Origin of the sequence: Rathayibacter oskolensis (assembly GCF_900177245.1) — a bacterium.
Taxonomy (GTDB): domain Bacteria; phylum Actinomycetota; class Actinomycetes; order Actinomycetales; family Microbacteriaceae; genus Rathayibacter; species Rathayibacter oskolensis.
Genome location: NZ_FXBM01000001.1, coordinates 262,071 through 287,950 on the forward strand (window position 1 = coordinate 262,071; position 25,880 = coordinate 287,950).

The following is a 25,880-nucleotide window of genomic DNA, read 5'->3' on the forward strand; positions in this document are numbered from 1 at the left end:
TCGCAGCACTCGACACAGGAAGAGGCACATGGCCAGCCAGGATTGGTTCGACAAGGACTTCTACAAGGTCCTCGGCGTGTCCAAGGACGTCTCCGCCGCGGATCTGAAGAAGACCTACCGCAAGCTCGCGCGCCAGTTCCACCCGGACTCCAACCCGGGTGACGCGAAGGCCGAGGCGCGCTTCAAGGAGATCAGCGAGGCGTACACCGTCCTCTCCGACGCCGACCAGCGCAAGGAGTACGACCAGATCCGGGCCATGGGCGGGGGCGCGCGGTTCACCGCGGGCGGCCAGCCCGGCGGCTTCGACGACGTGTTCGGCAACGTGTTCAACCAGGGCGCCGGACGCAGCGGCTACAGCACGCAGCAGGGACCGCCCGCCGGCTTCGAGGACATCCTCGGCGGGATGTTCGGCAACGCGGGCGGCGGCCGCTTCGGGCAGCCCAGCGGCGGCTTCCGCGGCTTCGGCGGCCCGCAGAAGGGCGCCGACATCACCGCCAGCACCACCATCGACTTCCGCACCGCCACGCGCGGTGACACCGTGCAGCTCCAGACCGGCGAGGGCCGCGCACTGTCGGTGCGCATCCCGGCCGGAGTCGCCGATCAGCAGAAGATCCGCGTCCGCGGCAAGGGGCGGCCCAGCCCCGACGGAGGCGAAGCGGGCGATCTCGTCCTGACCGTCGCCGTGCGCAAGCACCCCGTCTTCGAACGCGACGGCTTGAACCTCCGCGTCACCGTTCCCGTCACCTTCGTCGAGGCCGTCTTCGGCGCGACGATCGAGGTGCCGACTCTCGGCGGCGACCCGGTGAAGCTCCGGGTCGCGCCCGGCACCCCGAGCGGCCGCGTCCTGCGGGTCAAGGGACGCGGGGTGGCGACCGGCAAGGGCACGGGCGACCTGCTCGCCGTCATCCAGGTCGCCGTGCCCGACCACCTCTCCTCCGCCGCTCGCGACGCCCTCGAGGCCTTCGCGGCAGCGGAGCCCGCGGAGAACCCGCGCGAGGACATCCTGGAGAAGGCCCGCTACTAGGCGGAGCCGGTCGCCGCCGTCCACCAGCGGTGGCCGGCCGGTCGGCGGTCGGAGAGAAGAGGAGGGGACGTGGACGAGAGCACCCCCGTCTTCGCGATCGCCGTCGCCGCCGATCTCGCCGGCATGCACCCGCAGACCCTCCGGCAGTACGACCGGCTCGGTCTGGTCAGCCCGACCCGCACCGCCGGTCGCTCGCGCCGGTACTCGATGCGCGATGTCGTCCAGCTGCGGGAGGTCGCGCGACTCTCCTCCGAGGGCGTGTCCCTCGAGGGGATCGCGCGGATCCTGCAGCTCGAGAACCAGGTGCTCTCGCTGTCGCAGCGCGTCCGCGAGCTCGAGTCCGCGCTCGCCGACGAGCTGCTCAACCGGCCGGGGCGCCGGGTCTTCGCCGCGGGTCTGGAGGGGGACGTCGTGACCCTCCGGCACGGCACCCGCGCCCAGCGCCGCACCGAGGTGGTCGTCTGGCGACCGCTGCCCCGAGCCCACGACGACGAGGCCGATACCCCGTGATGGGGGTACTCTGACGGAGCGCACGGCACCGACGCCGCGGCGCTGATCCGAGGAGGGGCCCGTGCTCGACACCGACGGCGACCAGGACGGTCACGACGAGGATCTCGACGGGCGGGGCGACGCCCCGACCGCACGGCGAGCCTCCGTCGTGCCCGACAACGGCTACTCCCGCGAGGACTACGCGATCCATGCGACCCGCAGCGAGCTGCCTCTCTTCTCAGGCGCGCTGAGCGGTCACCGGGACGACGCCGACTGGCTGTCCTCCCTCTCCGGAGTCATCGGCGGGGGCGACCCCGACGGCGCGGCCGCCGCGGCCGACGCCGCGATCGAGCGCCGCAGGCGCGGCGCGTCCGACTCCTGACGCGAGCTGCCCGCGCGCTACTCCCGTGCGTGCGACTCGACGAGGACGCCGCCCAGGCGCCCCCCGCTGACCCGTCGCACGAACTCCGAGCCGAACGGGACCGCCCGGATCAGGCCTCGCGGGTCGACCCGCTCCTCCTCGGAGTAGCCGAGCACGATGTACAGCCCCACCACGGCGATCGCGGCGATCGTCGCGACCCGCGCCGGGACCTGGTCGACGATCCCGCCGCCGCCGTCGACCGGCTCCGACAGGGTCACGCACATCAGGAAGATCGTGGCGTAGACGGCGAGATGGCGGTGGGCGCTCGTCCAGGGCCGGGAGAGCGCCGCGATCGGCAGGATCCACAGCGCGTACCACGGGTGGATCGCGGTCGACGCGGTCACGAACGCGAGAAGCGCGCTCGTCAGCCGGGCGAGGGGATCGATCGCCCGACGCGTGAGCATCAGCGCGGCGGCGATGCCTGCGGCGACGGCGAGCGCGAGGATCTTGACGAGCGTCACCGCCACTCCGGGATCGTGCCCGGTCAGCTCCACCGCGCTCGAGACGACGACCGAGACGAACGACATCGGCGCGTACCAGTGCAGGATCGTGCCCGGCACGACCATCGCGACCACCCAGCCGACCCCGACTCCGGCCGCGAGACCGATCACGACGACGAACGCGAGCGCGCCGACGCCGCTCCAGACCCAGGCCCTGACCCGCTCGCGCAGCGAGGAGTCGTGCCGGAGCCAGAGCAGCGCGAGCACCGGCAGCGCGATCACCGCGACGGGCTTCACCGCGATGGCGGCGCCCATGAGCACGACGGCGACGATCCTCCGGTCGGTGTGGCCGTAGTAGAGCGACGCGAGGATCAGGGCGAGCATGACCGAGTCGTTGTGCCCGGCGACGACGAAGAGGACCAGGGTGAGCGGATTCGCCACGACGGTCCACGCGGTGAGCGAGGTCGAGAGCCCGCGCAGGCGTGCCAGGCGGATCGCGTAGACGGCGAGCACCGCGACTCCGGCGACGGAGAGGGCGCGGAGCATCGCGATCGACAGCTCGGGCGCGGTCCAGCCGGCGAGCTGCACGGCCGTCTTCTCGGCGAGCAGGTAGAGCGGCCCGTACGGCGTCGGGGTGTCGGCCCAGAGCGGATCGACGCCGAGCGCGAACCAGCCGGGCAGCGTCGCCACCCCGTTCGTGTAGGGATCGATCCCCTGGGTCATCAGGCGGCCCTGGGCGACGTAGGAGAACATGTCGCGGCTGAAGAGGGGCACGGCGATGAGCAGGGGCATCGCCCAGGCCACGGCCGCCACGACGACCGCCCGGAGCGAGCCGGGCCGGTCGTCGAGGGCGACGGAGCGCAGCCGCAGCCACGCGACGAGGAGGAGGACGCCGCCGCCCACGACCGCGATCGCGCTCGCCTCGGTGAGCCACCCGGTGGAGCGCATCGCGGCGATCAGCGGCCACGCCCGGAGCGACGAGTCGCGGGGCAGGTAGCCGACTCCCAGCGAGCCGATGAGGACGGCGGTCGACGCGACCGTGCCCATCGCGAGAGGCGCGACGTGCCCGGCCCGGAGGAGCGCCCAGCGCGTCCGCCCCGTGGCCCCGACCCTGCTCGGTCGTTCCGTCGTCCCCCGAAGTGCCATCGTCGCCACGCTAGGCGACCGCACTTCGAATCGAATGGACGGGCGGTGAACGCTCGACCACCGCTCTCTCAGGAGGCGCTCGGCTCCGGTACGGCCTCGGCGAAGCGCAGCTGGTTGCCGAACGGATCGATCAGATCGAGCGAGAACCCGAACGCCGTCCTGGTGATCCGCGGGTTCAGGTAGGGGTACTCCTTCGCGTCGAGCTCGGCGTGCAGCTCGCGGACTCCGCGCAGTGCGACGTGCACCGCCGCTCCGGGGCTGCCGTCGCGGTGGTGCTCGCTCAGGTGGAGCCGGAGGCCCGAGCGCGAGACCTGCAGGTACAGCGGCGCCTCGTGGCTCGCGCGGTGCTCCCAGTCGACCGTGAAGCCGAGGTAGTCGACGTAGAACTCGCCCGCCTTCGCGACCGAGAAGATCCGCAGGATCGGCACTGCCGCATCCATCCGCACCGCCTCGAGCCGCTGCCCGCCCTCGCTCCCCGTCCGGTCCCTCGCGCGTCGTCTCGTCTCCACGGCACGAGGCTAGCCGCCCCGGTCGCCTCCCGACGACGGCGTCGTCAGTCGACGAGGCCGAGGGCGCGCAGGCGGGTCAGCGTGGCGACGCCGGCCGGCGGGCAGCGGTGCGCCTGGCTCGAGTCGATCCAGTGCAGGGAGTCGATCTCGCCGCTCGCCCGCGGCTCGGCGCCCAGCTCGGCGGCGAAGACCGTCATGTGCACCTCCCGGCCCTCCGGCTCGCCGTGCGCCTGCTCCCGCACGGTGAAGAGCTCCTCGAGCCGGGTCGGCGCCGCGCCGAGCTCCTCCTCGGCCTCGCGAGCGGCCGCCTCCGCACCCGTCTCGCCGGGATCGACCTTGCCCCCGGGCAGGTAGACCACGTCGCGCCCGCGCGCGGTCACCATCAGGAGCCGCCGGTCGCGGACGACGGCGACGGCGGAGACGAGGATCGGCGGGAGGCTGCTCATCCGGCCATCATGCCCGCGGCTACCATGGATGCACACAAGACAGGACGCGCGCAGCCGGCGCGCGTCAGGGCCCCGTGCGCCCGAACAGCTGAGGAGCTCCCCGTGGCAGAACCCACCACCACCCTCGACAAGGTCATCACCCTCGCCCAGCACCGGGGATTCGTCTTCCCGTCGGGGGAGATCTACGGGGGCACCCGCTCCGCCTGGGACTACGGCCCGCTCGGCGTGGAGTTCAAGGAGAACATCAAGCGCCAGTGGTGGAAGGCGTTCGTGCAGGGCCGCGGCGACGTGGTCGGCCTCGACTCGGCCGTGATCCTCCCGACGGCGATCTGGCACGCCTCCGGTCACGTGGGGGTCTTCTCGGACCCGCTGACGGAGTCGCTGGTCACGCACAAGCGCTACCGCGCCGACCACCTCTTCGAGAAGTACGAGGAGGTGACCGGCCACCCGCCCGTGAACGGCCTCGCCGACATCCCCGACCCCGAGCACCCCGACAAGATCGGCCAGTGGACCGAGATCAAGCAGTTCTCGGGCCTGATGAAGACCTACCTCGGAGTCGTCGACGACGAGTCGGGCCTGCACTACCTGCGGCCCGAGACGGCGCAGGGCATCTTCACGAACTTCGCCAACGTGCTCCAGAGCGCGCGGAGGAAGCCGCCCTTCGGCATCGGCCAGATCGGCAAGGCGTTCCGCAACGAGATCACTCCCGGCAACTTCATCTTCCGCACCCGCGAGTTCGAGCAGATGGAGCTCGAGTTCTTCGTCGAGCCCGGCACGGACGAGGAGTGGCAGGAGACCTGGATGCAGCTCGCCTGGGACTGGTTCGTCGACCTCGGGATCGACCCCGAGAACATCCGCCAGTACGAGCACCCGAAGGACAAGCTCTCCCACTACTCCAAGCGCACGGTCGACATCGAGTACCGCTTCAGCTTCGCCTCGGGCGAGTGGGGCGAGCTGATGGGGGTCGCGAACCGCACCGACTTCGACCTCAAGACCCACATGGAGCACTCGGGCAAGGACCTCTCGTTCTTCGACCAGAACAAGAACGAGCGCTACGTGCCGTTCGTGATCGAGCCGTCCTTCGGTCTCACGCGCGCGCTGATGGCGTTCCTCGTCGACGCCTACGAGGAGCAGGAGCTGCCGCCGAACGCCAAGGGCAAGGTCGAGACCCGGACGGTGCTGCACCTCGACCCGCGTCTCGCGCCGGTCAAGGTCGCGGTGCTGCCGCTCTCGCGCAACGAGGCGCTCTCGCCGCTCGCGCGACAGGTCGCCGATCGGCTCCGCCAGCTCTGGAACGTCGACTTCGACGACTCCGGGGCGATCGGTCGCCGCTACCGCCGCCAGGACGAGATCGGCACGCCGTTCTGCGTGACGGTCGACTTCGACTCCCTCGAGGACGACGCGGTGACGGTGCGCGACCGCGACACCATGAAGCAGGAGCGCATCCCGCTCACCGACCTCGAGTCGTACCTCTTCACGGGTCTGCGCGGCGCCTGAGCGCGCGGGGTCAGCGCTCGCGGGCGAGCAGCGCGTAGACGAGGGTCGAGGTCCACTCGCCCTTGCTGTGCTCGTCCTCGAGGTGGTGCGCCTCGAGGCGCATGCCGAGCCGTTCGCACAGGCGGGCGGAGGCGGTGTTGCGGTCGTCGAGCTGCGCCACGATCCGGTGGGCGCCGAGCTCGTCGAACGCCAGCGAGAGGAGCGCCCGGGCGCCCTCGGTCGCGAAGCCGAGGCCCTGCGCCTCGGGGTGCAGCACCCAGCCGATCTCGACGGCGCCCTGGGCGGCCGAGGAGACGATGAGGGTCAGATCGCCGATCACGCGTCCCGCGGACGGACCGTCGGCCGGCACCATCGCGAGCACGACGACGTCGCCGTCCGCCGCGAGGCGATCGGACGGGAGCCGCACGAGCAGGTGGGCCCGCGACTGCTCGGGCGTCCGCACCGGCCAGCGGAGGTAGCGGACCGCCTCCGGATCGCCCTGGTACTTCGCGTGGTCGGCCGCGTCCTCGAGGCTCAGCGGCCGGAGCAGGAGCCGCTCGGTGCGGATCGGCGCGGCCTCGAACGGCAGCCGCAGGCCGGGCGCGCTCATGCGGTCGCTGCGGACTCGCCGGTCTCGTCGAGCGGGCGCGCCACGGCGGGCTCGGCGGGCACCTGGATGCCGAAGAGCGCCTCGAGTCCGGTGAGGTACGCCTCCTGCTCGCCCGCTCGGGCGTAGTCGCGGGCGCGCACGCTCGGCGTGTGCAGCAGCACACCTGCGAGGTGGCGGAGGGCCTGCTCCGTGCGTCCGTCGTCGTCGCCGCGGGAGCGTGCACGTTCGATCTCGGCGTCGAGGGCGTCGAACACGTGGGCGCGCAGGGCGACGACCGCCGGGGTGAGGCTCTTCTCGTCGGCGACGTCCGAGAACTTGCGCACCGCCTTGTCGACGAGCGCTCGCGCCTGAGTGGAGGCGTCGAGCACCTCGAGCGGGGCGTGCAGGCTGATGGTCTCGAGGTCGAGCAGCTCGACTCCGGCGAGACCGGTGACGTCGCCCGCGACGTTGCGGGGGAGCCCCAGGTCGATCACGAGCTGACGCTCGAGGAAGGCGCCGCGGAGTCGGCCGTCGGCGAGCAGGGCCGCGTCGAGCACCGGCTCCTGCGTCGTGGTGCAGGTGATGACGACATCGGCGGCGACGGCCTCGACCGCGAGGCTCGCCGCATCGATCGCCCGGAGCGCCCGCCGCGCGGCGAACCCCTCGGCGCGCCCGGAGGGGGAGTGCACGGCGATGTCGACGACTCCGCGATCGCGGAGCGCGGCGACCGTGGCGCGCGCGTAGCTGCCGGTGCCGACGAGCAGCACCCGGGCGGCGCGCCAGTCGGTGATGCGGCTCGAGGCCAGATCGAGCGCCAGGCGCACGAGCGAGCGGCCGGCACTGCCGAGGCCGGTGCGGTTCTTGATGCCGCGGGAGGTCTGCGAGGCCCGCTGGAAGAGCCGCTCGAGCTCGGACGACGTGGTGCCCAGGCGCCGCGCCTCCTCGAGCGAGCGGCGGACCTGCCCGGCGATCTCGCCCTCGCCGACCACGACCGACTCGAGTCCGCTCGAGACGGCGAAGAGGTGCTCGGCGACGCGGTCGCCCGAGACGACGTCCACGCTCCCGCGCAGATCCTCCTGGTCGACGCCGGTCGCCGAGCTGACCGCGGCGGTGGCGGCCTCGACCGCGACGGCCTGCGCGGCCGTCAGCGGCTCGTCGATGTCGAGATAGGCCTCGAAGCGGTTGCAGGTCGCGACGACCACGGCCCCCGAGACGAAGTCGATGCCGTCCGCGAGCGCGGACGCCACGGCGGAGGAGTCGACGGAGAGCTTCTCGAGGAGATCGAAGCTGGCGTTCTTGTGCGACGCCGTCAGACACAGAAGCACCTGGGCAGTGTACGCGCGGCCGATGGGCAGCACCTCCGAGACGGAGGAAGAATGCACGGATGCGCCTGGAATAATGCCGCGGTGACCTCCCCCACCGCCGGCCTGCTCGACGAGCAGCACCCTCTCGCCTCCGGGCGCACCGCCGACTCCTCGCTGCTGCGCGCCTACCGCTCCGACCGGCCGGAGTCGATTCCCGTCTGGTTCATGCGCCAGGCGGGGAGGAGCCTCCCCGAGTACCGGGCCCTGCGCACGGACACCCGGATGCTCGACGCGTGCCTCGACCCCGCCCTCGCGAGCGAGATCACCCTCCAGCCGGTGCGCCGGCACGGCGTGGACGCGGCGATCTTCTTCAGCGACATCGTCATCCCGCTGCGTCTGGCGGGCGTTGGCGTCGACATCGTGCCCGGCCGCGGTCCCGTGCTCGAGAAGCCGGTGCGCACCGCCGCCGATGTCGAGGAGCTGAGCGCGATCGACCCCGCGGTCCTCGACGAGACCCTCGAGCCCATCCGGGAGGGTGTGCGCCGCACGGTCGCGGGGCTCGGCGACACTCCGCTGATCGGCTTCGCCGGTGCGCCCTTCACGCTCGCCGCCTATCTCGTCGAGGGCGGGCCCTCGAAGGACCACATCCGCGCCCGCACCCTGATGCACTCCGATCCGGAGGCGTGGTCGCGGCTCATGGAGTGGACCGCCGAGGTCACGGGGCGCTTCCTCCGTGCGCAGGTGCTCGCCGGGGCGAGTGCGGCGCAGCTCTTCGACTCCTGGGCGGGCGCCCTCTCGCTCGCCGACTACACGGCCCACGTCGCCCCCGCCTCAGCGCGCGCGCTCGGCCACGTGCGCGATCTCGCGTTCGACCACGGCGAGATCCGCAGGAACGTGCCGATCGTGCACTTCGGCGTGGGGACGGGCGAGCTGCTCGGGGCGATGCACGGCATCGGCGCCGACGTGGTGGGGGTCGACTACCGCATCCCGCTCGACGAGGCTAACCACCGGCTGGGCGGATTCGTGCCCGTGCAGGGCAACGTCGACCCCGCACTGCTGTCGGCCCCCTGGGAGGTCCTGGCGGCGCACGTCGACGACGTCCTCCTCCGCGGGCTGAGCGCACCGGCCCACGTGCTGAACCTCGGGCACGGCGTGCCCCCCGAGACCGATCCCGACGTGCTCACGCGCCTGGTCGCGCACGTGCACGACTGGCGGCCGTGACCGCGGAGGGTCCCGCCGCCGACTACGACGTGGTGGTGGTCGGCGGGGGTGTCGCGGGGCTCGCCGCTGCGGCCGAGTGCCTCCGGATCGGTCTGCGCGTCGTCGTGCTCGAGGCGGGCGAGCGGGTCGGCGGCTCCGTCGCTCCGCTCGACATCGCCGGAGTCGTGCTCGACGCGGGAGCCGAGAGCTTCGCCACTCGGGGCGGTCACGTCGAGGCGGCGCTCTCGGCCCTGATGATCGACGGGCGCCCCCTCGTCGAGTCCGTGGTCGAGCCGAGCACCGGCGGCTCGTGGCTGCACCTCTCGGGCGGCCGCTCCGTCCCGTCGCCGCGGGCGGGGATCCTCGGGATCCCCGGCATCCCGCTGGCTCCCGACGTCGTCCGCGCGATCGGCCGCCGCGGTGCGGCCCGCGCCTGGCTCGACGGGCTGATGCCGGTGCTGCGCATCGGCCGCGCCCACTCGCTGGCCGAGCTCGTCCGCACCCGGATGGGCGTGCGCGTGCTCGAGGACCTGGTCGCGCCGGTCGTCTCGGGGGTCTACTCGACTCGGCCCGAGGACATCGACGTCGAGGTCGCCGCCCCGGGCCTGAACGGCGCGATCACCCGCCGCGGCTCGCTCGCGGGGGCGGTCTCGGCGCTCCGCGCGAATCTGCCGGCAGGAGTCGCGGTCCGGGGGATCGACGGCGGGATGCACCGACTGGTCGACGCCCTCGTGGCGCGGATCGACTACCTGTCGGGCGAGATCCGCGTCGGTGCGGTCGTGACGGGCCTCGACCGGCACGCGGACGGGCTCTTCCGGCTCGAGACCGCCGACGGCCGGCTCTCGGCCCGCTCCGTCATCGTCGCGACTCCCGAGCGCGACGCGCGCGCGCTGCTCGCCGGTCTCGTGCCCGCGGTGCGGGACGAGGGCGAGCCGACCGACGACTCCGTCGAGCTCGTGACCCTCGTCGTCGACGATCCGCGCCTGGATGCGGCACCCCGCGGCTCCGGAGTGCTGGTCGCCCCGACCGCCGGCGACGTGACGGCCAAGGCCCTCACCCACGCCACCGCGAAGTGGGAGTGGCTCGCGCGCAGCCTGCCCGCCGGCAGGCACGTGCTCCGCCTCTCCTACGGCAGACCCGGCGAGCGGCCGCCGCTCGAGGGCGCGAGCGACGCGGAGGCGGCGGCGATCGCCCTGCGGGACGCCTCCGTGCTGCTCGGCCTGGAGCTCGACCCCGCGTCCCTCCTCGACTCCGCGCGCGTGCGCTGGGCGAACGTCAGGCCCGCGGCGGCTCTGGGCCGGCGCGCGCACCTCGACGCGTTCCGCGAGGCCCTCGCTCCGGTGGAGGGGGTCGCGGTCACCGGCACCTGGCTGGCCGGCACGGGTCTCGCCTCCGTCCTGCCGCACGCCGCAGAGACCTCGGCTCTTATCCGGCGCCGACTGGTGCGTCAAGGCGTCGGCATTCCGCGCGAAGGATATGACGGTGACGGCTACTCTGGGTCGCAGGCATCCGCGTGAGCGCGGCGTGCCCCGACACGAGTGGTCATCGACCGCGTGAACGAGCCGCACGAGCGGGTCAGGACGAGGAGTAGGCGTGAAGGGCAAGATTCTTTTCGTGGCAGGAGCCGCAGCCGGATACGTGCTGGGAGCACGGGCCGGCCGCAAGCGGTACGAGCAGATCGCCGCGGCGGCGAACCGGTTCTGGCAGACTCAGCCGGTGCAGGACGTCGCGGGAGCGGTCGGCGGAGCGGCGAAGACGCAGCTCAGCACCGTCTCGGACAAGGCCTACGAGGTCGTGCGATCGGTCGTCGTGAAGGCGGTCTCCGGCAGCAGGAAGAGCCAGGGCGCCACCGACGCCGAGGCGACCGCCGCTGCGCGCGAGGCCGCGGCCAAGGTCGACGAGGCCGCCGCATCGGCCGGCTCCGGAGGCGCGGCGTCGTCCTCCTCCACCAGCAAGGCGTAGTCCTCATCCCCTCGGCCCGGTGCCCAGGGCCGGCCCGTCCCACCCTCGAGGAGCTCCCGTGGTGAACGAACGCAATCCGAAGAACGCCCGGTCGCTGGGCGAGCTGGTCGGCGACCTCCCCGGTCTCGTCATCGAGCTCGTGAAGGCCGAGATCGCCTCGCTCAAGAACGAGCTGTCGGGCAAGGCGAAGAGCGCAGGACTCGCGGTGGCGCTGTTCGCCGTCGCCGCGTTCTTCCTCCTCACCGCCTGGGCCACGCTGGTCACGTTCGCGATCATCGGCATCGCCTCGTGGCTCCCCGCGTGGCTGTCGGCCCTGATCGTCACCGTGTTCTTCCTGCTGGTGGCCGTCGTGCTCGCCCTGATCGGCGTCAGGTCGATCAAGAAGGCGGTGCCGCCGGTGCCGCAGGATTCGATCGAGAGCATCAAGAAGGACGTCCAGGCGTTCAAGGGAGTCGGCAGCTATGACAACTGATCGCGCGGTATCCACCACCACCCCCCGGTTCGTCGACCCCGCCGAGCTCAAGCCCGACCAGCTGAAGGCCGACATCGTGCGGGCGCGCACCGAGCTGGCGGCGACCCTCGACGCCATCGAGTACAAGGTGAACGTGCCCCGCAAGCTCCGGCACGCGCAGCGCACGCTCGAGCGCAAGATCCAGGTCGTCCGCCGGCAGAACCCGACGGCGCTGATCGCGGGCGCCGCCGGTGCGGCAGCGGCGGTCGGGCTGGTCGCCTGGGGCATCGTCCGCGCGGTCACCGAGGACTGACGCCGCTCCGGCGCTAGCGGCCGGAGGGCCCCGGCGCCAGAGCCTCCGCCGCTTTTGTGCATCCGCACGGGCGGAGGGATGATGGGTCAATGACCGATCAGACCGCCGATCCGGCGGGTCCCGTTCAGTCCGCCCCCGACACGAGCGCCGCCGTTCCGGCGCCGCAGCCCCCCGCCGATCAGGCTCCCGCCGATCAGGCGCTGGGATACACGCTCTGGGCGGTTCTCCGCAGGGATCCCGCACGTCCGTTCACCGTCCCCGCCCCCGCCACCACGGCCGTGAAGCAGTACGAGTCCGTCGTCGCGAAGCTCGCCGACGAGGGTGTCACCCTTCGCGGCACCTACGACGTGTCCGCGCTGCGGGCCGACGCCGACCTCATGCTCTGGCTGACCGGCTCCGAGCCCGAGGAGCTCCAGCGCGCGTACCGCGAACTGCGGCGGACCGTGCTGCTCGCAGGCCTGCTGCCGACGTGGAACGCGATGGGCGTCCACCGCGACGCCGAGTTCAGCTCGAACCACCTGCCCGCCTACATGCGCGGCAAGGCACCGGCCCGCTGGCTCACGGTCTACCCGTTCGTCCGCTCCTACGAGTGGTACATCCTCCCCGAGGAGGAGCGGCGCACGATGCTCGCGCAGCACGGCCGCCAGGGCTCCCGCTTCCGCTCCGTGCTGACCAACACGGTCGCCTCCTTCTCGCTCGGCGACTACGAGTGGATCCTCGCCCTCGAGGACGAGGAGCTCGTCAATCTCGTCGATCTCATGCGCGATCTGCGTGCGACGGAGGCGCGCAGGCACGTGCGCGAAGAGGTCCCGTTCTACACAGGCCGGCGCATCGAGGCCGACCAGATCGCAGAGGTGCTCCGATGAGCGACACGACCCCCGACTCCGCTCAGATCCTCGTCCGCGGGGCGACGCCCGCGGCGTCCTCCGGACCCGAGCACGTCGAGGTGCCCGTCGCCTACGACGCGATCCTCCTCGCCGGCTTCGGCGGCCCCGAGGGGCAGGACGACGTCATCCCGTTCCTCCGGAACGTGACACGCGGCCGCGGGATCCCGGAGGAGCGCCTCGAGGAGGTCGCCCACCACTACCGCCACTTCGGCGGTGTCAGCCCGATCAACGCGCAGAACCGCGCGCTGAAGGCCGCTCTCGAGGCCGAGCTCGCGAACCGGGGCATCGACCTGCCGGTGATCTGGGGCAACCGCAACTGGGCCCCTTACATGAGCGAGGCGGTGGCGGAGGCGAAGGAGCGCGGCTTCTCGAACCTGATCGCGATCGCGACCAGCGCCTACTCCTCCTTCTCGTCCTGCCGGCAGTACCGCGAGGACTACGCCGCAGCGCTGGACGCCACCGGCCTCGAGGGCGAGGTGCGGATCGATAAGGTCCGGCAGTTCTTCGATCACCCGGGGTTCGTCATGCCGTTCGTCACGGCACTGCACGACGGTCTCGAGGAGCTGCAGGGGCGCCTCCCGGGCCTCGACCTCTCCACCGAGGTGGAGGTGCTGTTCTCGACGCACTCGATCCCGATGGCCGACGCCGAGCGCAGTGGGCCGCACGAGCGGCACGACGACGGCACGGTCGTCGATGTGAACGGCTTCGGACCCGGCGGAGCCTACGAGGCGCAGCACCTCGCGGTCGCGGAGGTCGTGATGGCCGCCGCCACCACCGTGGACGTGCCGTGGCAGCTCGTCTACCAGTCGCGCTCCGGCCCGCCCACGCAGCCGTGGCTCGAGCCCGACATCAACGACGCGATCGCCGAGCTGCCCGCGCGCGGGCGCAAGGCCGTCGTCATCGTGCCGCTCGGCTTCGTGTCGGACCACATGGAGGTCATGTGGGACCTCGACAACGAGGCGCTCGAGACCTCGGAGGAGAACGGGCTGGTCGCGATCCGCGTCGCCACGCCGGGGACCGACCCGGTCTACGTCGCGGGCCTGGTCGACCTCGTCCTGGAGCGGATCAACGGCACGCCGACCGAGGAGCGGCCGTCGATGACGGCGCTCGGCCCCTGGTACGACGTGTGCCGCCCCGGCTGCTGCGAGAACGTCCGCGCCGGCTTCAAGCCCGCTCTCGCCGGGGTCGCCCCGTGATGCGCGGCCTCGTTCCGTGAGCATCCGAGTCGGCACCCGCGCGAGCGCGCTCGCGGTGGCGCAGACCCGGATGACGGCGGACCGCATGGCCGCCGCGGCGGGTGTCCCCGTCGAACTCGTGCGCATCGAGTCCGACGGCGACCGGATGCGCGGATCGCTCGCGTCGCTCGGCGGTACCGGCGTGTTCGTCAGCGCCCTCCGCGACGCGCTGCTCGCCGGCCGCTGCGACGCGATCGTGCACTCGCTCAAGGATCTGCCGACCGCGCCGGTCGAGGGCCTTCTGCTGGGCGCGGTGCCCGAGCGCGAGGATCCGCGCGACGCCCTCTGCGCGCGCGACGGCCGGACGCTCGCGACCCTGCCGGCCGGCGCCCGGGTGGGCACCGGCTCGCCGCGGCGCCGGGCGGCGCTGCTCGCCGCCCGGCCGGATCTCGAGATCGTCGACATCCGCGGCAACATCGACACCAGGCTGCGCCGGGTGACGGAGGAGAGCGCCGCTCCCCTCGACGCCATCGTGCTCGCCGTGTCGGGGCTCCGCAGGCTCGGTCGCACCGAGGCGATCACCGAGCTGCTCGACTTCGACGTGTCGCCGCATGCTCCCGGGCAGGGCGCTCTCGCGATCGAAGTGCGCGATGAGGAGCCGTCGGACGAGCTCCGAGCGGCCCTCGCCGCCGTCGAGCACGTGGAGACGCGCGCCGCCATCACGGCGGAGCGTGCGCTGCTCGCCGCGCTCGAAGCGGGGTGCGCCGCGCCGATCGGCGCCTCGGCGTCCGTGGACGGCGACGAGGTCGTGCTGCACGGCGTCGTGTTCGCGACCGACGGGACCGCGTCCCTCTCGCGATCGGTGTCGGAGCGGATCGGTAACGGTTCGGGGGGCGGAGGTCGACATCTGGCGGTTTCGCAGTATGGTGGTCGCGAACTGCCCGTCGTCGAAGCCGCGTTCCGCTGCGGCTCTGTGCTCGCCGAGGCGCTTCTCGGTGCGGGTGCCGCCGAACTCGCACCTCTGGGAGCCCCTTCGTGATCGTCCCCGCCGCCTACTCCCAGTGGGAGAAGCCGTTGCAGGGGTGGCGCATCCTCGTCCCCCGCGGAGGTCCCTGGGGTGACGGAGTCGCCGCCGCACTGCGCGCGAAGGGCGCCTCGCCCCTCGTCGCCCCGATGATCAACTTCGCGCCGACCGACGACTTCCCGGCACTCGAGCAGGCGCTCGCCGATCTCGAGGCCGGCGCCTTCGACTGGATGACCGTGACGAGCGCGACGACGGTCGACGTGCTCTCGCTCCTGCGCACGACCGTTCCTCCGACCACCAAGGTCGCCGCCGTCGGCGAGACCACGGCGGCGGCGCTCGTCGCGGCCGGCTACTCCGTCGATCTCGTCCCCTCCGAGGACAACTCGGCCCGCGGCCTCCTCGCCGAGTGGTCGGAGGCGACCGGCGGACGTCATCCGCTCCGCGTGCTCACCCTCCGCTCCGAGATCGCGAAGCCCCTGCTGACCGAGGGCCTGACCCGCATCGGTCACGACGTCCGCTCGGTCGTCGCCTACCGGACCGTGGGCGTGCAGGTCGAGGACCGCGTCGTCTCGGACGTCGCGAGCGGGGCCGTGCACGCGATCCTGGTGACCTCGGGCAGCGTCGCCGAGCAGGTGCAGCTGCAGCTGGGCCCCGTGCCCGAGACGACCCTGGTCGCGGCCATCGGCCCGCAGACGGCGAAGGACGCCCGGGCCTCCGGCCTGCGCGTCGACGTCGTCGCCGACGAGCGCTCGGCGTCGTCGCTGATCGACGCCGTGGTGCGCGTCGCGTCGGAGCGCGCCGGGCGCTGACCGGCGCGGACGCTGCGCCGGGCTGACCCCTTCTCGGGGGAGATCGCTCGCCGCCGCGGAGCTCTACTGTCGGAGCCGCACCCGCTCGAGTGCGCAGCCGTTCTCTCCGCACCGCCGATCAAGGGAGCTCCCCGTGTCGCGCCTCCGAACCGCTCTCGCCCTCGTCGCCGGCGCGCTGGTCGCCGCGACGGCGCTCTCTCCCGCAGCGTCGGCCGACGCGGCTCTGCCGGTCGTGGTCGTCTCGGACGACATCACGACCGATCAGACCTGGACGGCCGGCAGCGTCCACGTGATCCGGGGCGGCGGTGTCTTCGTCGCCGAGGGCGCGACGCTCACCCTCGAGTCCGGTGCGATCGTCAAGGGCGAGCCCGGATCGGTGCTCGGAGTCGTCGACGCGCCGAGCCGGATCCTCGCGCAGGGCACCGCCGCGGCGCCGGTCGTGATCACCTCGATCCGGGACGACTCGGCGGGTGGCGACTCGAACGGCGACGGTGCTGCGACGACTCCGGCCCCGGGGGACTGGAACGGGATCACGGTGCAGGACGGGTACTTCGGGGCGGGTCTCGGAGCGTTCTCGGGGACCCACACGCAGATCCGGTACGGAGAGGTCAACGCCGGCGGGCCCTTCTCCCTGCAGTCCTCGGCGATCCTCCAGCCGGGGAGGGCGACCTACCTCTCCGGTGACGTCACTCTGGTCGACTCCGATCTCGACGGCGGGCTCACGCTGACGTCGCGGAACGACGCCGAGGACTACTCGATCTTCCCGACGGTGCGGATCACCGGGAACCGGTTCACGGGAGGGGACGTCGAGATCTCGTCGCTCTCGACTCCGCGCTTCTCGCCGCTCGGTCGTCTCGTCGTGACCGGCAACACCGTCGAAGGCGCCTCCGGCCATCCACTCCGGATCTCGAGCGACACCCTGCTGCCGTCGTCGCTGACCGGCAATCGGATCATCGGCGGGGCCGCCGACGCGGTCGCCCTCTCGGGAGTGCTCGCCGAGGACCTGACGCTCACGCCCGCCCGAGCCGCCCGGCTCGTCGTCCTCGGCTCGCCGGACTACCTCGCCGGCCTGAAGGTGGGGGCGGGACACACGATGTCGGTGCTGCCCGGCGCCGTTCTGCGCTTCGAGCCGACCGGCGCGGCGACGGTGAACGCCCTGACCGTCGCCGGAACCCTCGCGGTGCTCGGCACGCCGAACCGGCCGGTCGTGTTCACCACCGACGGCCCGGGCACGTGGGGCGGCATCGCGGTCGCGGCGGCGGGCGGGCGACTGGCCGCGGCGGGCTTGCGGATCGAGAGCGCCGCCTCCGGACCGCTGAGCGACGTCGCCGCGGTCGCCGACCCGGTGCTGCTGACGGCCGCGACGCCGCGCTGCGGGTACGCCGTGACGAGCGGGACGCTGCGCTCGGCATGCCTCCCCGGCCGCTGATCCCACGAGGCCGCCCAGCCGCCGAGCCGTAGGCTGGAATCCATGACCGCCATCCGTCCGCGGCGCCTCCGCACCACCCCGGCCCTCCGCCGGCTCGTGCAGGAGACGCGCATCCACCCGGCCCAGCTCGTCCTCCCCCTCTTCGTCGCGGAGGGGATCACCGAACCCCGCGCGATCGGCTCGATGCCCGGGGTCGTGCACCACTCCCTCGACAGTGTCCGCGGTGCGGTGACCGAGGCCGCGGAGGCGGGGCTCGGCGGTGTCATGCTCTTCGGCGTTCCGACGACGCGCGACGCGGTCGGCTCCGGGGCGACCGACCCCGACGGCGTGCTCAACGCCGCCACGCGGGCCGTGGTCGCGGAGGTCGGCGACGACCTCGTCGTGCAGACCGACCTGTGCCTCGACGAGTTCACCGACCACGGCCACTGCGGCGTGCTCGACGACCGCGGGCGCGTCGACAACGACGCGACCCTCCTCCGCTACCAGGAGATGGCGCTGGCGCAGGCCGACGCGGGCTCCCACCTGCTCGGGCTCTCGGGGATGATGGACGGCCAGGTCGGCGCGATCCGCGCGGCGCTCGACGGAGCGGGGCGGATCGACACCGCGATCCTCGCGTACTCCGCGAAGTACGCGTCCAGCTTCTACGGCCCGTTCCGCGAGGCGGTCCAGTCGACGCTCGAGGGTGATCGGCGCACCTACCAGCAGGATCCGGCCAACCGCCGGGAGGGCCTCCGCGAGGCGACGCTCGACCTGGCGGAGGGCGCCGACGTCGTGATGGTGAAGCCGGCGATGTCCTACCTCGACGTCCTGTCGGACGTGGCCGCCGTGTCGGACGTCCCCGTCTGGGCGTACCAGGTGTCGGGCGAGTACGCGATGATCGAGGCCGCCGCGGCGAACGGCTGGATCGCGCGGGAGCCGGCGATCCTCGAGTCGGTCACCGGCATCCTCCGGGCGGGTGCCGACGCGGTGCTCACCTACTGGGCGGTCGAGATCGCGCGCGATCTGCTGTAGGGCGCGGTATCGCCCGCGATCTGCTGTAGGCGCGGTATCGCGCGCTCGGCGTCCGCTGAGGAGCGCCCCGTATCGTGGGAGCGTGACCACCTCCGCGAACGACACCCTGTACGAGCGTGCCCGGCACGCGATCCCCGGAGGCGTCAACTCGCCGGTCAGAGCGTTCCGCTCGGTCGGCGGCACGCCCCGCTTCATGGTCTCGGCGACCGGTCCGTACATCACCGACGCCGACGGGCGCGAGTACGTCGACCTCGTCTGCTCGTGGGGTCCCGCCGTGCTCGGCCACGCGCACCCCGAGGTCGTGGCGGCGGTGCAGGAGGCGGCCGCCCGCGGTCTCTCGTTCGGCGCGTCGACCCCCGCCGAGACCGAGCTCGCCGAGCTCGTCGAGGCGCGCATCACGGCGGGAGGCGTCTCGCCCATCGAGAAGCTGCGGCTCGTCTCGACCGGTACCGAGGCGACCATGACCGCCATCCGCCTCGCCCGCGGAGTGACCGGTCGCGACCTGCTGGTCAAGTTCTCGGGCCACTACCACGGCCACTCCGACGGGCTGCTGGCCGATGCCGGCTCCGGACTCGCGACGCTGGCACTGCCCGCCTCGGCCGGAGTGACCGCGGCCACCGCGGCCCAGACGATCGTGCTGCCCTACAACGACCTCGATGCGGTGCGCGCAGTGCTGGCCGAGCGCGGCTCCGACATCGCCGCCGTCATCACCGAGGCGGCCGCTGCCAACATGGGCGTGGTCGCTCCCGAGCCGGGGTTCAACTCCGCTCTCGCGGAGCTCGTGCACGCCAACGGGTCGCTGCTGATCATGGACGAGGTGCTGACGGGGTTCCGCGTGAGCGCCGGCGGCTGGTGGGGGCTCGAGAACGCGGGCGCCGAGGAGCCGTACCGCGCCGATCTGTACACGTTCGGCAAGGTCATCGGAGGCGGCATGCCGGTCGCCGCGCTCGGCGGCCGCGCCGACGTCATGGACCACCTGGCTCCGCTCGGGCCGGTCTACCAGGCGGGCACGCTGTCGGGGAACCCGGTGGCCGTCGCCGCGGGCATCCGCACGCTGCAGCTGGCGGACGACGCGGTCTACGCCTCCCTCGACCGCACCGCCCTCACGCTGCAGCAGGAGGTGTCCGCGGCGCTGTCCGCCGAGGGCGTCGCGCACACCGTGCAGCGGGCGGGCAACCTGTTCAGCTTCGTGTTCTCGGATCTCGGCCGCCCGATCCGCGACTACGCCGAGGTGCAGGCGCAGGAGGCGTTCCGCTATCCCGCGTTCTTCCACGCGATGCTCGCCGCGGGCGTCTCGCTGCCGCCGTCGGTGTTCGAGGCGTGGTTCGTGTCGGCGGCGCACGACGACGCGGCGATCGGGCGCATCGTGGACGCGCTGCCGGCCGCCGCGAAGGCCGCGGCGGCCGCGACCGCGTGAGGCGCGGCGGCGGGGCTCAGCCCCGGCGCGCCACCGACTTCGGCAGCACGAACACGAGCGCGAACGCCGCGACGGCCATCAGTGCGCTGACGAGCATCGCGGGCGCCGAAGCGTCGAGGAAGCCCGAGGCGACGGTGTCGGGACCGGAGATGACGAGGCCGCCGAAGAGCACGCTGCCGATGACGGCGATGCCCACGGCCGATCCGATGCGCTGGATGGCCGAGATCACACCGCTCGCCGCTCCCGCGTCCTGCGGGTCGACGGTGGCCACGATGAACTGCACGTTCGGCGCGATGAAGAACCCGTTGCCGAGACCCGCGATCAGCAGCGGCACCAGCAGCTGCCAGCTCGTGATCGAGTCGGGCGTCGCGTTGAGCAGCACCAGCCACACCCACAGCAGGCCGATCGCGACCAGAGCGCTGCCGATCACCAGGACGTTGCGTCCCAGGCGCGCGGTGAGGCGGTTGCTCTGCGAGGAGCTGACGATGCTGCCGATCGCGAACGGGATCGAGACGAGACCGGACTCGAGAGCGGTGTGCCCGAGTCCGGACTGCCAGAGCAGCGAGATGGTGAAGAAGATGCTGGTGAACGCCGCGAAGTAGACCAGAGCGAGGATCACTCCTCCGGTGAAGGCGGGGTGGCGGAACAGCGACGGCGGGACGAGCGGCGTGCGGCCCCGTCGGGTGTAGACGAGCTCCCAGGCACCGAACGCGGCGAGCAGCACCACGCCGCCGACGATCGACACGATCGTCCACAGCGGCCAGCCCTCGTCCTCGCCCTGGATGAGCGGGACCAGCAGCGCGACGAACCCTGCCGACAGGAGGACGAGTCCGAGCCAGTCCACCCCGCCGCTCGTCGCGCGGTCGCCCGTGGCGAGCTCGCGGCGGGCGGGGAGCAGCATCGCGGCGGCGATGAGCGTGGCCACGCCGATCGGGAGGTTCACCCAGAACACGAGGCGCCAGCCGTTCTCGTCGCCGAAGGCCTGGATGATGAGGCCGCCGATGATCGGACCGAGCGCCGACGACACTCCGAGGACCGCGCCCATGATCGCGAACGCCTTGCCACGCGAGGGGCCCCGGAACAGGAGCTGGATGTAGGCGTTGACCGCGGGCACGAACATGCCGCCCGCGAGGCCCTGCACGACGCGCGCGACGACGAGCTGGAAGTCGTCGGCCGCGAGACCGCAGGCGAAGCTCGCGACGGTGAACAGAGCGACTCCGCTGACGAAGACCCACTTGTGGCCGAAGCGGTCGCCGAGGCGGCCGCTCGGGATGAGCGCGAGCCCGAAGGCCAGCGCGTAGCCCGAGATGATCCACGACAGGGTCGACTCGGAGGCGTCCAGCGTCGTGCGGATCGTCGGCAGCGCGACGTTGACGATCGTGGTGTCGAGCAGGGCGATGAACATCCCGGCGAGGAGCACGATGAGCGACCGCCACGCCCGGCGATCAGGGGCGGGAGGGGCGCCGGTGGCGTGCCCTGTCGACGTCTCGGTCATGCGGAAGGAGCCTTTCGAGCGGAGGGGGAGTCGCGGCGCTCAGCGCCCCCGATTCGAGGGGCGGCAGCCGCAGGTGAACTCTCGCAGGACTAGCCGCGTTTCGCTCCGTCACCACCTGTGCTCCCGCTCAGGCCCGAGGGGCGTCCGCCTCGGCGAGTGCCGACTCGAGGGTCGTCGTCGGCCGGCCGAGGAGGCCGCTGAGCGTCGGGTCGACGATCCCGAGGCGCCGCTGCCTCGAGGCGCGGAAGATCCCGAGCATCATGTCCGCCCCGAACTCCGGGACCCCTGCGGAGATCAGACCCGCGCGGTAGTCGTCGTCGGTCACCTGCTGCACGCGGATCGGACGCCCGAGGGCCGCCGCGGCCGTCGCGGCGAGCTCGGTCATGTCCGCCGCCCGGTCCGAGGTGAGCGTCACCACCGGCTCGACGAGCGTCTCGTCGAGGAGGAGGGAGGCGATGCCGGGGGCGAGGTCGCGATGGAACGTCCACGACACGGGCGCGTCGACCGGGATGGTCAGCACTCCGGTCTCGGCGGCGGTGCGGAGGAGTCGGAGGGGAGTGTCGGCGTAGAAGCCGTTGCGCAGCGCGGTGGACGCGACCGGGCTCTCGCGCAGCATCGTCTCCGTCGTCGCGTGCGTGACGGCGGGCGGGAAGGGCGACAGAGGGTCGGCGCCGACGTGGCTGGTGTAGAGGACTCGGCCGACGCCGGCGGCGCGCGCCGCCTCAATCGCGATCCGGTGCGCCTCGATGGCGGCCGCTCCGTGTCGCGGTGCCGAGACGAGGAGCACCCGGTCGGCTCCCTCGAACGCGGAGGCGAGCGACTCGGGATCGTCGTAGTCGCCGCGGCGGACGCGCACGCCTCGGTCGGCGAGCTCCGAGAGCTCCTCGGGACGCGTGGTGCTGATCCCGATGTCTCCGGGGTGTGCGCGCTCGAGCAGCTCGGTGACGACGGCACCGCCGAGACGGCCTCCGGCTCCTGTGATGACGATCATGATGGTCCTCCTGGTAGCTGCGCTACCGACCGGTTCGGTAGCGCTGTGATACAGACGCTACCACTGCTTTTGGTAGCATCGTCACCATGCCGCCCGAATCCCTCCCCGCCCGCGAGCGGATCCTCCTCGCCGCCCTGGAGCTCCTCGACGAGGGAGGCGCCGACGCGGTGTCGACGAGAGCGGTCACCGCCAGAGCCCAGGTGCAGGCGCCCGCGATCTACCGCCTCTTCGGCGACAAGGACGGGCTCCTCGAGGCCGCCGTCGAACGCGTCTACGCCGACTGGGTCGCCGCCAAGACCACGAAGGTCCTGCCGGAGGACCCCGTCGACGCCATCCGCACCGGGTGGGACGACGCCGTCCGCTTCGGACTCGACCACCCGGCGGCGTACCGCATCGTCCAGGCGCGGACCGATCCCGGTCCCGCGATCGCGCTCGGCTCCTCGCTGCTCCGAGAGAAGGTGCTCCTCGTCGCGCGCGCGGGACGCCTCCGCGAGACGCCCGAGCGCGCCTGCTCCCTGCTGCAGGCCGTGGGTCGCGGAGTGACGCTCACGCTGCTCGACACTCCTCCGGAGCGGCGCGACCTGCGGATGGCCGAGGTCGCCCGTGAGTCGACGATCGCGGCGATCACCACGGACCCGCCGGCCGGGGGTGCGGTGAGGCTCGCCTCGACGGCGGTGGCGCTGCGGGCGCTGCTACCCGCGACCGAGCGCCTCCTGCCCGCCGAGAAGCAGCTCATGGAGGTCTGGCTGGAGCGGATCGCGGACGACGCGCCCCGCGGCGGCGCTCCGCGCTGACGTCGCGCGTCTCGTGGCATCGGTCAGCGCCGGCGCGACTCCGCGAGGCGGGCGCAGTCGATGCAGAGCTCCGCGGTGGGACGCGCCTCGAGGCGTGCCGCGCCGATCGGGCGGCCGCAGTGCGCGCAGGCGCCGTAGTCGCCGGTCTCGAGGCGCTGCCGGGCCGCAGCGAGGTCGCGCTCGGTCAGGGCCAGAGCGTCGCGGACCCCGGCCATCCGCGACCACTCCGCCGACAGCGGCGTCCCCTCCGGATCGTGCTCGTCGTCGGCGGTGCCGTCACCGCGCGCGAGCAGCAGCTCGCTCAGCGCCTCGTCGAGACGGGCCGCCTCGAGGCGCGTCTGCGCCTGCCTCTCGGCGAGGAGCTCGTCGAGGAGGCGCGTCTCGTCGTGATCCATCGGCACCGCTCCATGGTCCCACCGCCACCGGTGGGAGTGCTCCGATCGACTCCCGGACGGGGGCGGCATTGTGGGTTTCGGCGCTGACCCAGGGGAGGGGGCCGGGGCACACTAGAGGCATGCCCGTCGTGACCGTGCTCCCCGACCGCCTCGAACTCCGTCTCACCGCGGCCGAGCGCCTCCTGGCCCTCCACCGCGGCGACGTCGTGATCGACCGGGCGAACATCCGGTCGGCGACGGTCACCGAGGATCCGTGGATCTGGGTCCGCGGGATCAGGGCGCCCGGGACAGCGATCCCGCTCACGATCGCCGCGGGGACCTGGAAGTTCCACGGCGGCAAGGACTTCCTGCTGATCAAGCGGACCGCGGTGGCGGTCGTGATCGACCTGGCCGACGAGGACTACGCGCGCCTGATCATCAGCACGAAGCACGCCCCTGAGCTCCTCGCGGCGCTGCAGCTCGGCACCGCGACCGCGGCGATCCCCGTGATCGAGACCGACGACCTGGTGATCGTTCCCGAGGTCGCCGAGCAGGCGGCGGCGAGGATGGCCGCCGCGACGGCGAGTCCGGAGGAGGCGAGCGCCGCCGAGGAGAGCACGGAGGAGCCGAGCACGGAGTCGGCGGGCCCCGAGGAGCCGATCACAGAGGCGGCGAGCCCCGCCGAGCCGAGCCCTGCGCCCGCAGAGCCCGCCCAGCCCGAGACGACCGCGCCCGTCGCCCCCGCCCAGCCGGCGAAGCGGCCCTCGAAGCCGCGCACGCGCGCCCCGCGCGCCGACTCCTCCGTCGGGCACGCCTCCGCCGAGCCGAGCGGCGCCACAGAGGCCGCCGAGTAGACGACGACCCCTCAGAGCCGAAGCTGCACCGCCGTCTCGAGCGCCGCCTCGATGCTCAGCCGCCAGCCCTGCGCCAGCCGCTCCTTCGTGCCGGAGTAGAGGCTCGCGCCGTCGACCAGATTGCTCGAGCACGCGCAGACCATGCCGGCGCGCAGCCCGCGCAGCCGGGCGACGACGTAGAGCGCGCTCGACTCCATCTCGACGTTGAGGATCCCGTGCCGCTCCAGGGTGGCGATCCACTCCGGAGTCTCGGCGTAGAACGCGTCGTCGCTCGCGTTGATCCCGGAGTGCACCGGCACGCCCTCGCGCTCCGCGATCTCGCGGGTCGCGGCGAGGAGCGCGGAGGTGAGCTCGAGATCGGGCACGGCGGGAAAGCCCGGGTGGGCGTAGGCGGCGCTCGTGCCGTCGTTGCGGAGGGTGCCCTCGCTGACCAGGAGCGCACCGGGCTCGATCCCGGGCTGCGTCGCCGCGGAGCTGCCGACCCTGATGAAGGAGGTGACTCCCACTCGCGCGAGCTCCTCGACGGCGATCGCGGTCGAGGGGCAGCCCATGCCGGTGCTCGTCGCCGTGATCGGGTGGCCCTTGTAGGTGCCGGTCATCGTCAGGTGCTCGCGGTTGTGCGCGACCTCTCGCGCGTCGTCGAGGAACTCGGCGATCATCGGGACGCGGAACGGATCCCCCGGGAGGAGGGCGACGGTCGAGACCTCGCCCGGTGCAACAGCGATGTGGTACTGACGTTCGCCGATCCCGGCTGCGCTCTTGTCGACGGTGCTCATGCCGCCGACCCTACGCAGCCCCTGTTTCGGGGCCGTTTCGGGCTCTCCCGCCGGCTCAGGCGCGGACGTCGACCAGCGTCCGGCCGCGGACCCGCCCGCCGAGCACCTCCGGCGCGATCTGCAGCGCGCCTCCGAGCGACACGGTCGAGGTGAGCTCGTCGAGCAGGTCGAGGTCGAGATCGTGGGCGAGCCGGCGCCACGCCTCCTCGCGGAGCTTGCGCGGCGCCTCCACCGAGTTGATGCCGGCGAGCGTCACGCCGCGCAGGATGAACGGCATCACCGTCGCGGGCAGATCGCCGCCCTGAGCGAGGCCGCACGCGGCGACGGTGCCGCCCCAGCGCGTCTGCGCGAGCGCGTTCGCGAGCGTGTGCGAGCCGGCGGAGTCGACGGCTCCTGCCCAGCGTTCGGACTGCAGCGGCTTGCCGGCCTCCTGCAGGGCGGCTCGATCGACGACATCGGCCGCGCCGAGACGCCGCAGGAAGTCGCCGTGCTCTCCTGCCCGTCCGGAGGAGGCGACGACCTCGTGGCCGAGCCGGGCGAGCAGGGCGACCGCGATCGATCCGACGCCGCCCGCCGCGCCGGTCACCAGCACAGGGCCCGAGCCGGGCTGCACTCCGTGCCGCTCGAGGGCGAGGACGGCCAGCATCGCGGTGAAGCCCGCGGTGCCGATCGCGCCGGCCCTGGCGGAGGAGATCGCGCCGGGGATCCGCAGCAGCGAGGTCGACTCCACCCGGGCGCGCTCGGCGAGACCGCCGTCGTGCCGCTCGCCGAGGCCCGCGCCGTTCAGCACGACGCGGTCTCCGGAGTCGAAGCGCTCGGCCGCCGCGCCGTCGGCGTACTCGACGGTGCCGACCACGTCGATCCCCGCCACGAGCGGTGTCCGGCGGACGACTCCCGGCCGGCCCGCGAGGGCGAGGGCGTCCTTGAAGTTGACGCTCGAGTACTCGACGGCGATGGTCACATCGCCGTGCGCCCGGTCGGGGTCGTCGCGCTCGAGGATCCGTGCGCGGTTCGGGGTGTCGGAGGAGTCGTGCCGCTCGACGACGATGGCTCGGAACATGGGTCCACGCTACG

The 25,880-nt window shown here is 72.8% G+C and carries 28 protein-coding genes; 18 read left to right on the top strand and 10 right to left on the bottom strand.

All coding sequences use genetic code 11. The features are described 5' to 3' along the window. Nucleotides 1-28: 28 nt before the first annotated feature. From B9Y99_RS01325 to B9Y99_RS01335, 3 genes are all read left to right on the top strand, one after another. Complete coding sequence (locus B9Y99_RS01325) at nt 29-1,024, top strand: DnaJ C-terminal domain-containing protein (protein ID WP_085474811.1); 996 nt, start codon at nt 29-31, stop codon at nt 1,022-1,024. Between the two features lie 69 nt (nt 1,025-1,093). Beyond that, nucleotides 1,094-1,534, top strand: a complete 441-nt coding sequence (locus B9Y99_RS01330) for a heat shock protein transcriptional repressor HspR (RefSeq protein ID WP_085474812.1) — start codon at nt 1,094-1,096, stop codon at nt 1,532-1,534. 61 nt (nt 1,535-1,595) lie between these two features. Further along, entirely contained in the window at nt 1,596-1,895 is a 300-nt protein-coding gene (locus tag B9Y99_RS01335) for a hypothetical protein (protein WP_085474813.1), read from the top strand. Nucleotides 1,896-1,912: 17 nt separating this feature from the next. On the opposite strand, the gene mptB is transcribed toward B9Y99_RS01335, so the two are convergent. From mptB to B9Y99_RS01350, 3 genes are all read right to left on the bottom strand, one after another. After that, nucleotides 1,913-3,520 (bottom strand): polyprenol phosphomannose-dependent alpha 1,6 mannosyltransferase MptB, encoded by a 1,608-nt coding sequence (mptB, locus tag B9Y99_RS01340; protein ID WP_129587848.1) that lies wholly within the window; start codon nt 3,518-3,520, stop codon nt 1,913-1,915. 68 nt (nt 3,521-3,588) lie between these two features. Further along, nucleotides 3,589-4,029 carry a glyoxalase superfamily protein gene (locus B9Y99_RS01345; protein WP_208856868.1) on the bottom strand — a complete coding sequence of 147 codons (441 nt, stop codon included), beginning with the start codon at nt 4,027-4,029 and terminating at the stop codon, nt 3,589-3,591. 44 nt (nt 4,030-4,073) lie between these two features. Next, nucleotides 4,074-4,475 carry an NUDIX domain-containing protein gene (locus B9Y99_RS01350; protein WP_085474816.1) on the bottom strand — a complete coding sequence of 134 codons (402 nt, stop codon included), beginning with the start codon at nt 4,473-4,475 and terminating at the stop codon, nt 4,074-4,076. A gap of 102 nt (nt 4,476-4,577) precedes the next feature. Here B9Y99_RS01350 and B9Y99_RS01355 point away from each other — a divergent pair, with 102 nt between their 5' ends. Continuing rightward, entirely contained in the window at nt 4,578-5,972 is a 1,395-nt protein-coding gene (locus tag B9Y99_RS01355; protein WP_085474817.1) for a glycine--tRNA ligase, read from the top strand. Between the two features lie 10 nt (nt 5,973-5,982). Here B9Y99_RS01355 and B9Y99_RS01360 read toward each other — a convergent pair whose 3' ends face one another. Together B9Y99_RS01360 and B9Y99_RS01365 are read right to left on the bottom strand one after the other, a co-directional pair. Continuing rightward, nucleotides 5,983-6,561, bottom strand: a complete 579-nt coding sequence (locus B9Y99_RS01360) for a GNAT family N-acetyltransferase (protein WP_085474818.1) — start codon at nt 6,559-6,561, stop codon at nt 5,983-5,985. Then, the gene (locus B9Y99_RS01365; protein ID WP_085474819.1) at nt 6,558-7,865 is read right to left on the bottom strand and encodes a glutamyl-tRNA reductase; all 1,308 of its coding nucleotides are present in this window, start codon (nt 7,863-7,865) and stop codon (nt 6,558-6,560) included. Before B9Y99_RS01365 ends, B9Y99_RS01360 begins: the two co-directional genes overlap by 4 nt. 51 nt (nt 7,866-7,916) lie before the next feature. Here B9Y99_RS01365 and hemE point away from each other — a divergent pair, with 51 nt between their 5' ends. From hemE to hemL, 12 genes are all read left to right on the top strand, one after another. Next, complete coding sequence (gene hemE, locus B9Y99_RS01370; protein WP_085474820.1) at nt 7,917-9,065, top strand: uroporphyrinogen decarboxylase; 1,149 nt, start codon at nt 7,917-7,919, stop codon at nt 9,063-9,065. Continuing rightward, complete coding sequence (locus B9Y99_RS01375; RefSeq protein WP_280157819.1) at nt 9,062-10,561, top strand: protoporphyrinogen/coproporphyrinogen oxidase; 1,500 nt, start codon at nt 9,062-9,064, stop codon at nt 10,559-10,561. The genes hemE and B9Y99_RS01375 overlap by 4 nt, the downstream gene beginning before the upstream one ends. A 76-nt stretch (nt 10,562-10,637) precedes the next feature. Continuing rightward, nucleotides 10,638-11,006, top strand: coding sequence for a hypothetical protein (locus tag B9Y99_RS01380; RefSeq protein ID WP_129587849.1), 369 nt, complete (start codon nt 10,638-10,640; stop codon nt 11,004-11,006). Nucleotides 11,007-11,064: 58 nt separating this feature from the next. Next, the gene (locus B9Y99_RS01385; protein WP_085474823.1) at nt 11,065-11,478 is read left to right on the top strand and encodes a phage holin family protein; all 414 of its coding nucleotides are present in this window, start codon (nt 11,065-11,067) and stop codon (nt 11,476-11,478) included. Further along, nucleotides 11,468-11,770, top strand: coding sequence for a DUF3618 domain-containing protein (locus tag B9Y99_RS01390; protein ID WP_085474824.1), 303 nt, complete (start codon nt 11,468-11,470; stop codon nt 11,768-11,770). The genes B9Y99_RS01385 and B9Y99_RS01390 overlap by 11 nt, the downstream gene beginning before the upstream one ends. Before the next feature lie 89 nt (nt 11,771-11,859). Then, complete coding sequence (gene hemQ / locus B9Y99_RS01395; RefSeq protein ID WP_085474825.1) at nt 11,860-12,636, top strand: hydrogen peroxide-dependent heme synthase; 777 nt, start codon at nt 11,860-11,862, stop codon at nt 12,634-12,636. After that, nucleotides 12,633-13,853, top strand: a complete 1,221-nt coding sequence (locus B9Y99_RS01400; protein WP_085474826.1) for a ferrochelatase — start codon at nt 12,633-12,635, stop codon at nt 13,851-13,853. The genes hemQ and B9Y99_RS01400 overlap by 4 nt, the downstream gene beginning before the upstream one ends. A gap of 16 nt (nt 13,854-13,869) precedes the next feature. Continuing rightward, nucleotides 13,870-14,871, top strand: coding sequence for a hydroxymethylbilane synthase (gene hemC / locus B9Y99_RS01405; protein ID WP_085474827.1), 1,002 nt, complete (start codon nt 13,870-13,872; stop codon nt 14,869-14,871). After that, nucleotides 14,871-15,665 carry a uroporphyrinogen-III synthase gene (locus B9Y99_RS01410; RefSeq protein ID WP_085476182.1) on the top strand — a complete coding sequence of 265 codons (795 nt, stop codon included), beginning with the start codon at nt 14,871-14,873 and terminating at the stop codon, nt 15,663-15,665. The genes hemC and B9Y99_RS01410 overlap by 1 nt, the downstream gene beginning before the upstream one ends. 133 nt (nt 15,666-15,798) lie before the next feature. Continuing rightward, on the top strand, nt 15,799-17,094 hold the full coding sequence (locus tag B9Y99_RS01415; protein ID WP_085474828.1) for a hypothetical protein: 1,296 nt from the start codon (nt 15,799-15,801) through the stop codon (nt 17,092-17,094). Nucleotides 17,095-17,136: 42 nt separating this feature from the next. Further along, complete coding sequence (gene hemB / locus B9Y99_RS01420) at nt 17,137-18,105, top strand: porphobilinogen synthase (RefSeq protein WP_085474829.1); 969 nt, start codon at nt 17,137-17,139, stop codon at nt 18,103-18,105. A gap of 82 nt (nt 18,106-18,187) precedes the next feature. After that, nucleotides 18,188-19,522 carry a glutamate-1-semialdehyde 2,1-aminomutase gene (gene hemL / locus B9Y99_RS01425; RefSeq protein ID WP_085474830.1) on the top strand — a complete coding sequence of 445 codons (1,335 nt, stop codon included), beginning with the start codon at nt 18,188-18,190 and terminating at the stop codon, nt 19,520-19,522. Nucleotides 19,523-19,538: 16 nt separating this feature from the next. Here hemL and B9Y99_RS01430 read toward each other — a convergent pair whose 3' ends face one another. After that, a complete protein-coding gene (locus B9Y99_RS01430) occupies nt 19,539-21,017 on the bottom strand; it encodes an MFS transporter (protein ID WP_085474831.1) in 1,479 nt (492 codons plus the stop codon). A 127-nt stretch (nt 21,018-21,144) separates the two neighbouring features. Next, nucleotides 21,145-22,008, bottom strand: coding sequence for an NmrA family NAD(P)-binding protein (locus tag B9Y99_RS01435; RefSeq protein ID WP_085474832.1), 864 nt, complete (start codon nt 22,006-22,008; stop codon nt 21,145-21,147). A gap of 86 nt (nt 22,009-22,094) precedes the next feature. Between B9Y99_RS01435 and B9Y99_RS01440 the strand changes: the two genes are divergently transcribed. Then, entirely contained in the window at nt 22,095-22,802 is a 708-nt protein-coding gene (locus tag B9Y99_RS01440; protein ID WP_085474833.1) for a TetR/AcrR family transcriptional regulator, read from the top strand. A gap of 23 nt (nt 22,803-22,825) precedes the next feature. On the opposite strand, the gene B9Y99_RS01445 is transcribed toward B9Y99_RS01440, so the two are convergent. Next, on the bottom strand, nt 22,826-23,197 hold the full coding sequence (locus B9Y99_RS01445; RefSeq protein ID WP_085474834.1) for a TraR/DksA family transcriptional regulator: 372 nt from the start codon (nt 23,195-23,197) through the stop codon (nt 22,826-22,828). A gap of 119 nt (nt 23,198-23,316) precedes the next feature. On the opposite strand from B9Y99_RS01445, the gene B9Y99_RS18970 reads away from it, so the two are divergent. Beyond that, a complete protein-coding gene (locus B9Y99_RS18970) occupies nt 23,317-24,030 on the top strand; it encodes a hypothetical protein (RefSeq protein ID WP_208856870.1) in 714 nt (237 codons plus the stop codon). 11 nt (nt 24,031-24,041) lie between these two features. Here the strand turns inward: B9Y99_RS18970 and B9Y99_RS01455 are convergent, their stop codons facing one another. Both B9Y99_RS01455 and B9Y99_RS01460 read right to left on the bottom strand, forming a co-directional pair. Beyond that, on the bottom strand, nt 24,042-24,806 hold the full coding sequence (locus B9Y99_RS01455) for a nucleoside phosphorylase (protein WP_085474835.1): 765 nt from the start codon (nt 24,804-24,806) through the stop codon (nt 24,042-24,044). Between the two features lie 55 nt (nt 24,807-24,861). Next, nucleotides 24,862-25,866 carry an MDR family oxidoreductase gene (locus tag B9Y99_RS01460; RefSeq protein WP_085474836.1) on the bottom strand — a complete coding sequence of 335 codons (1,005 nt, stop codon included), beginning with the start codon at nt 25,864-25,866 and terminating at the stop codon, nt 24,862-24,864. Nucleotides 25,867-25,880: the final 14 nt, after the last annotated feature.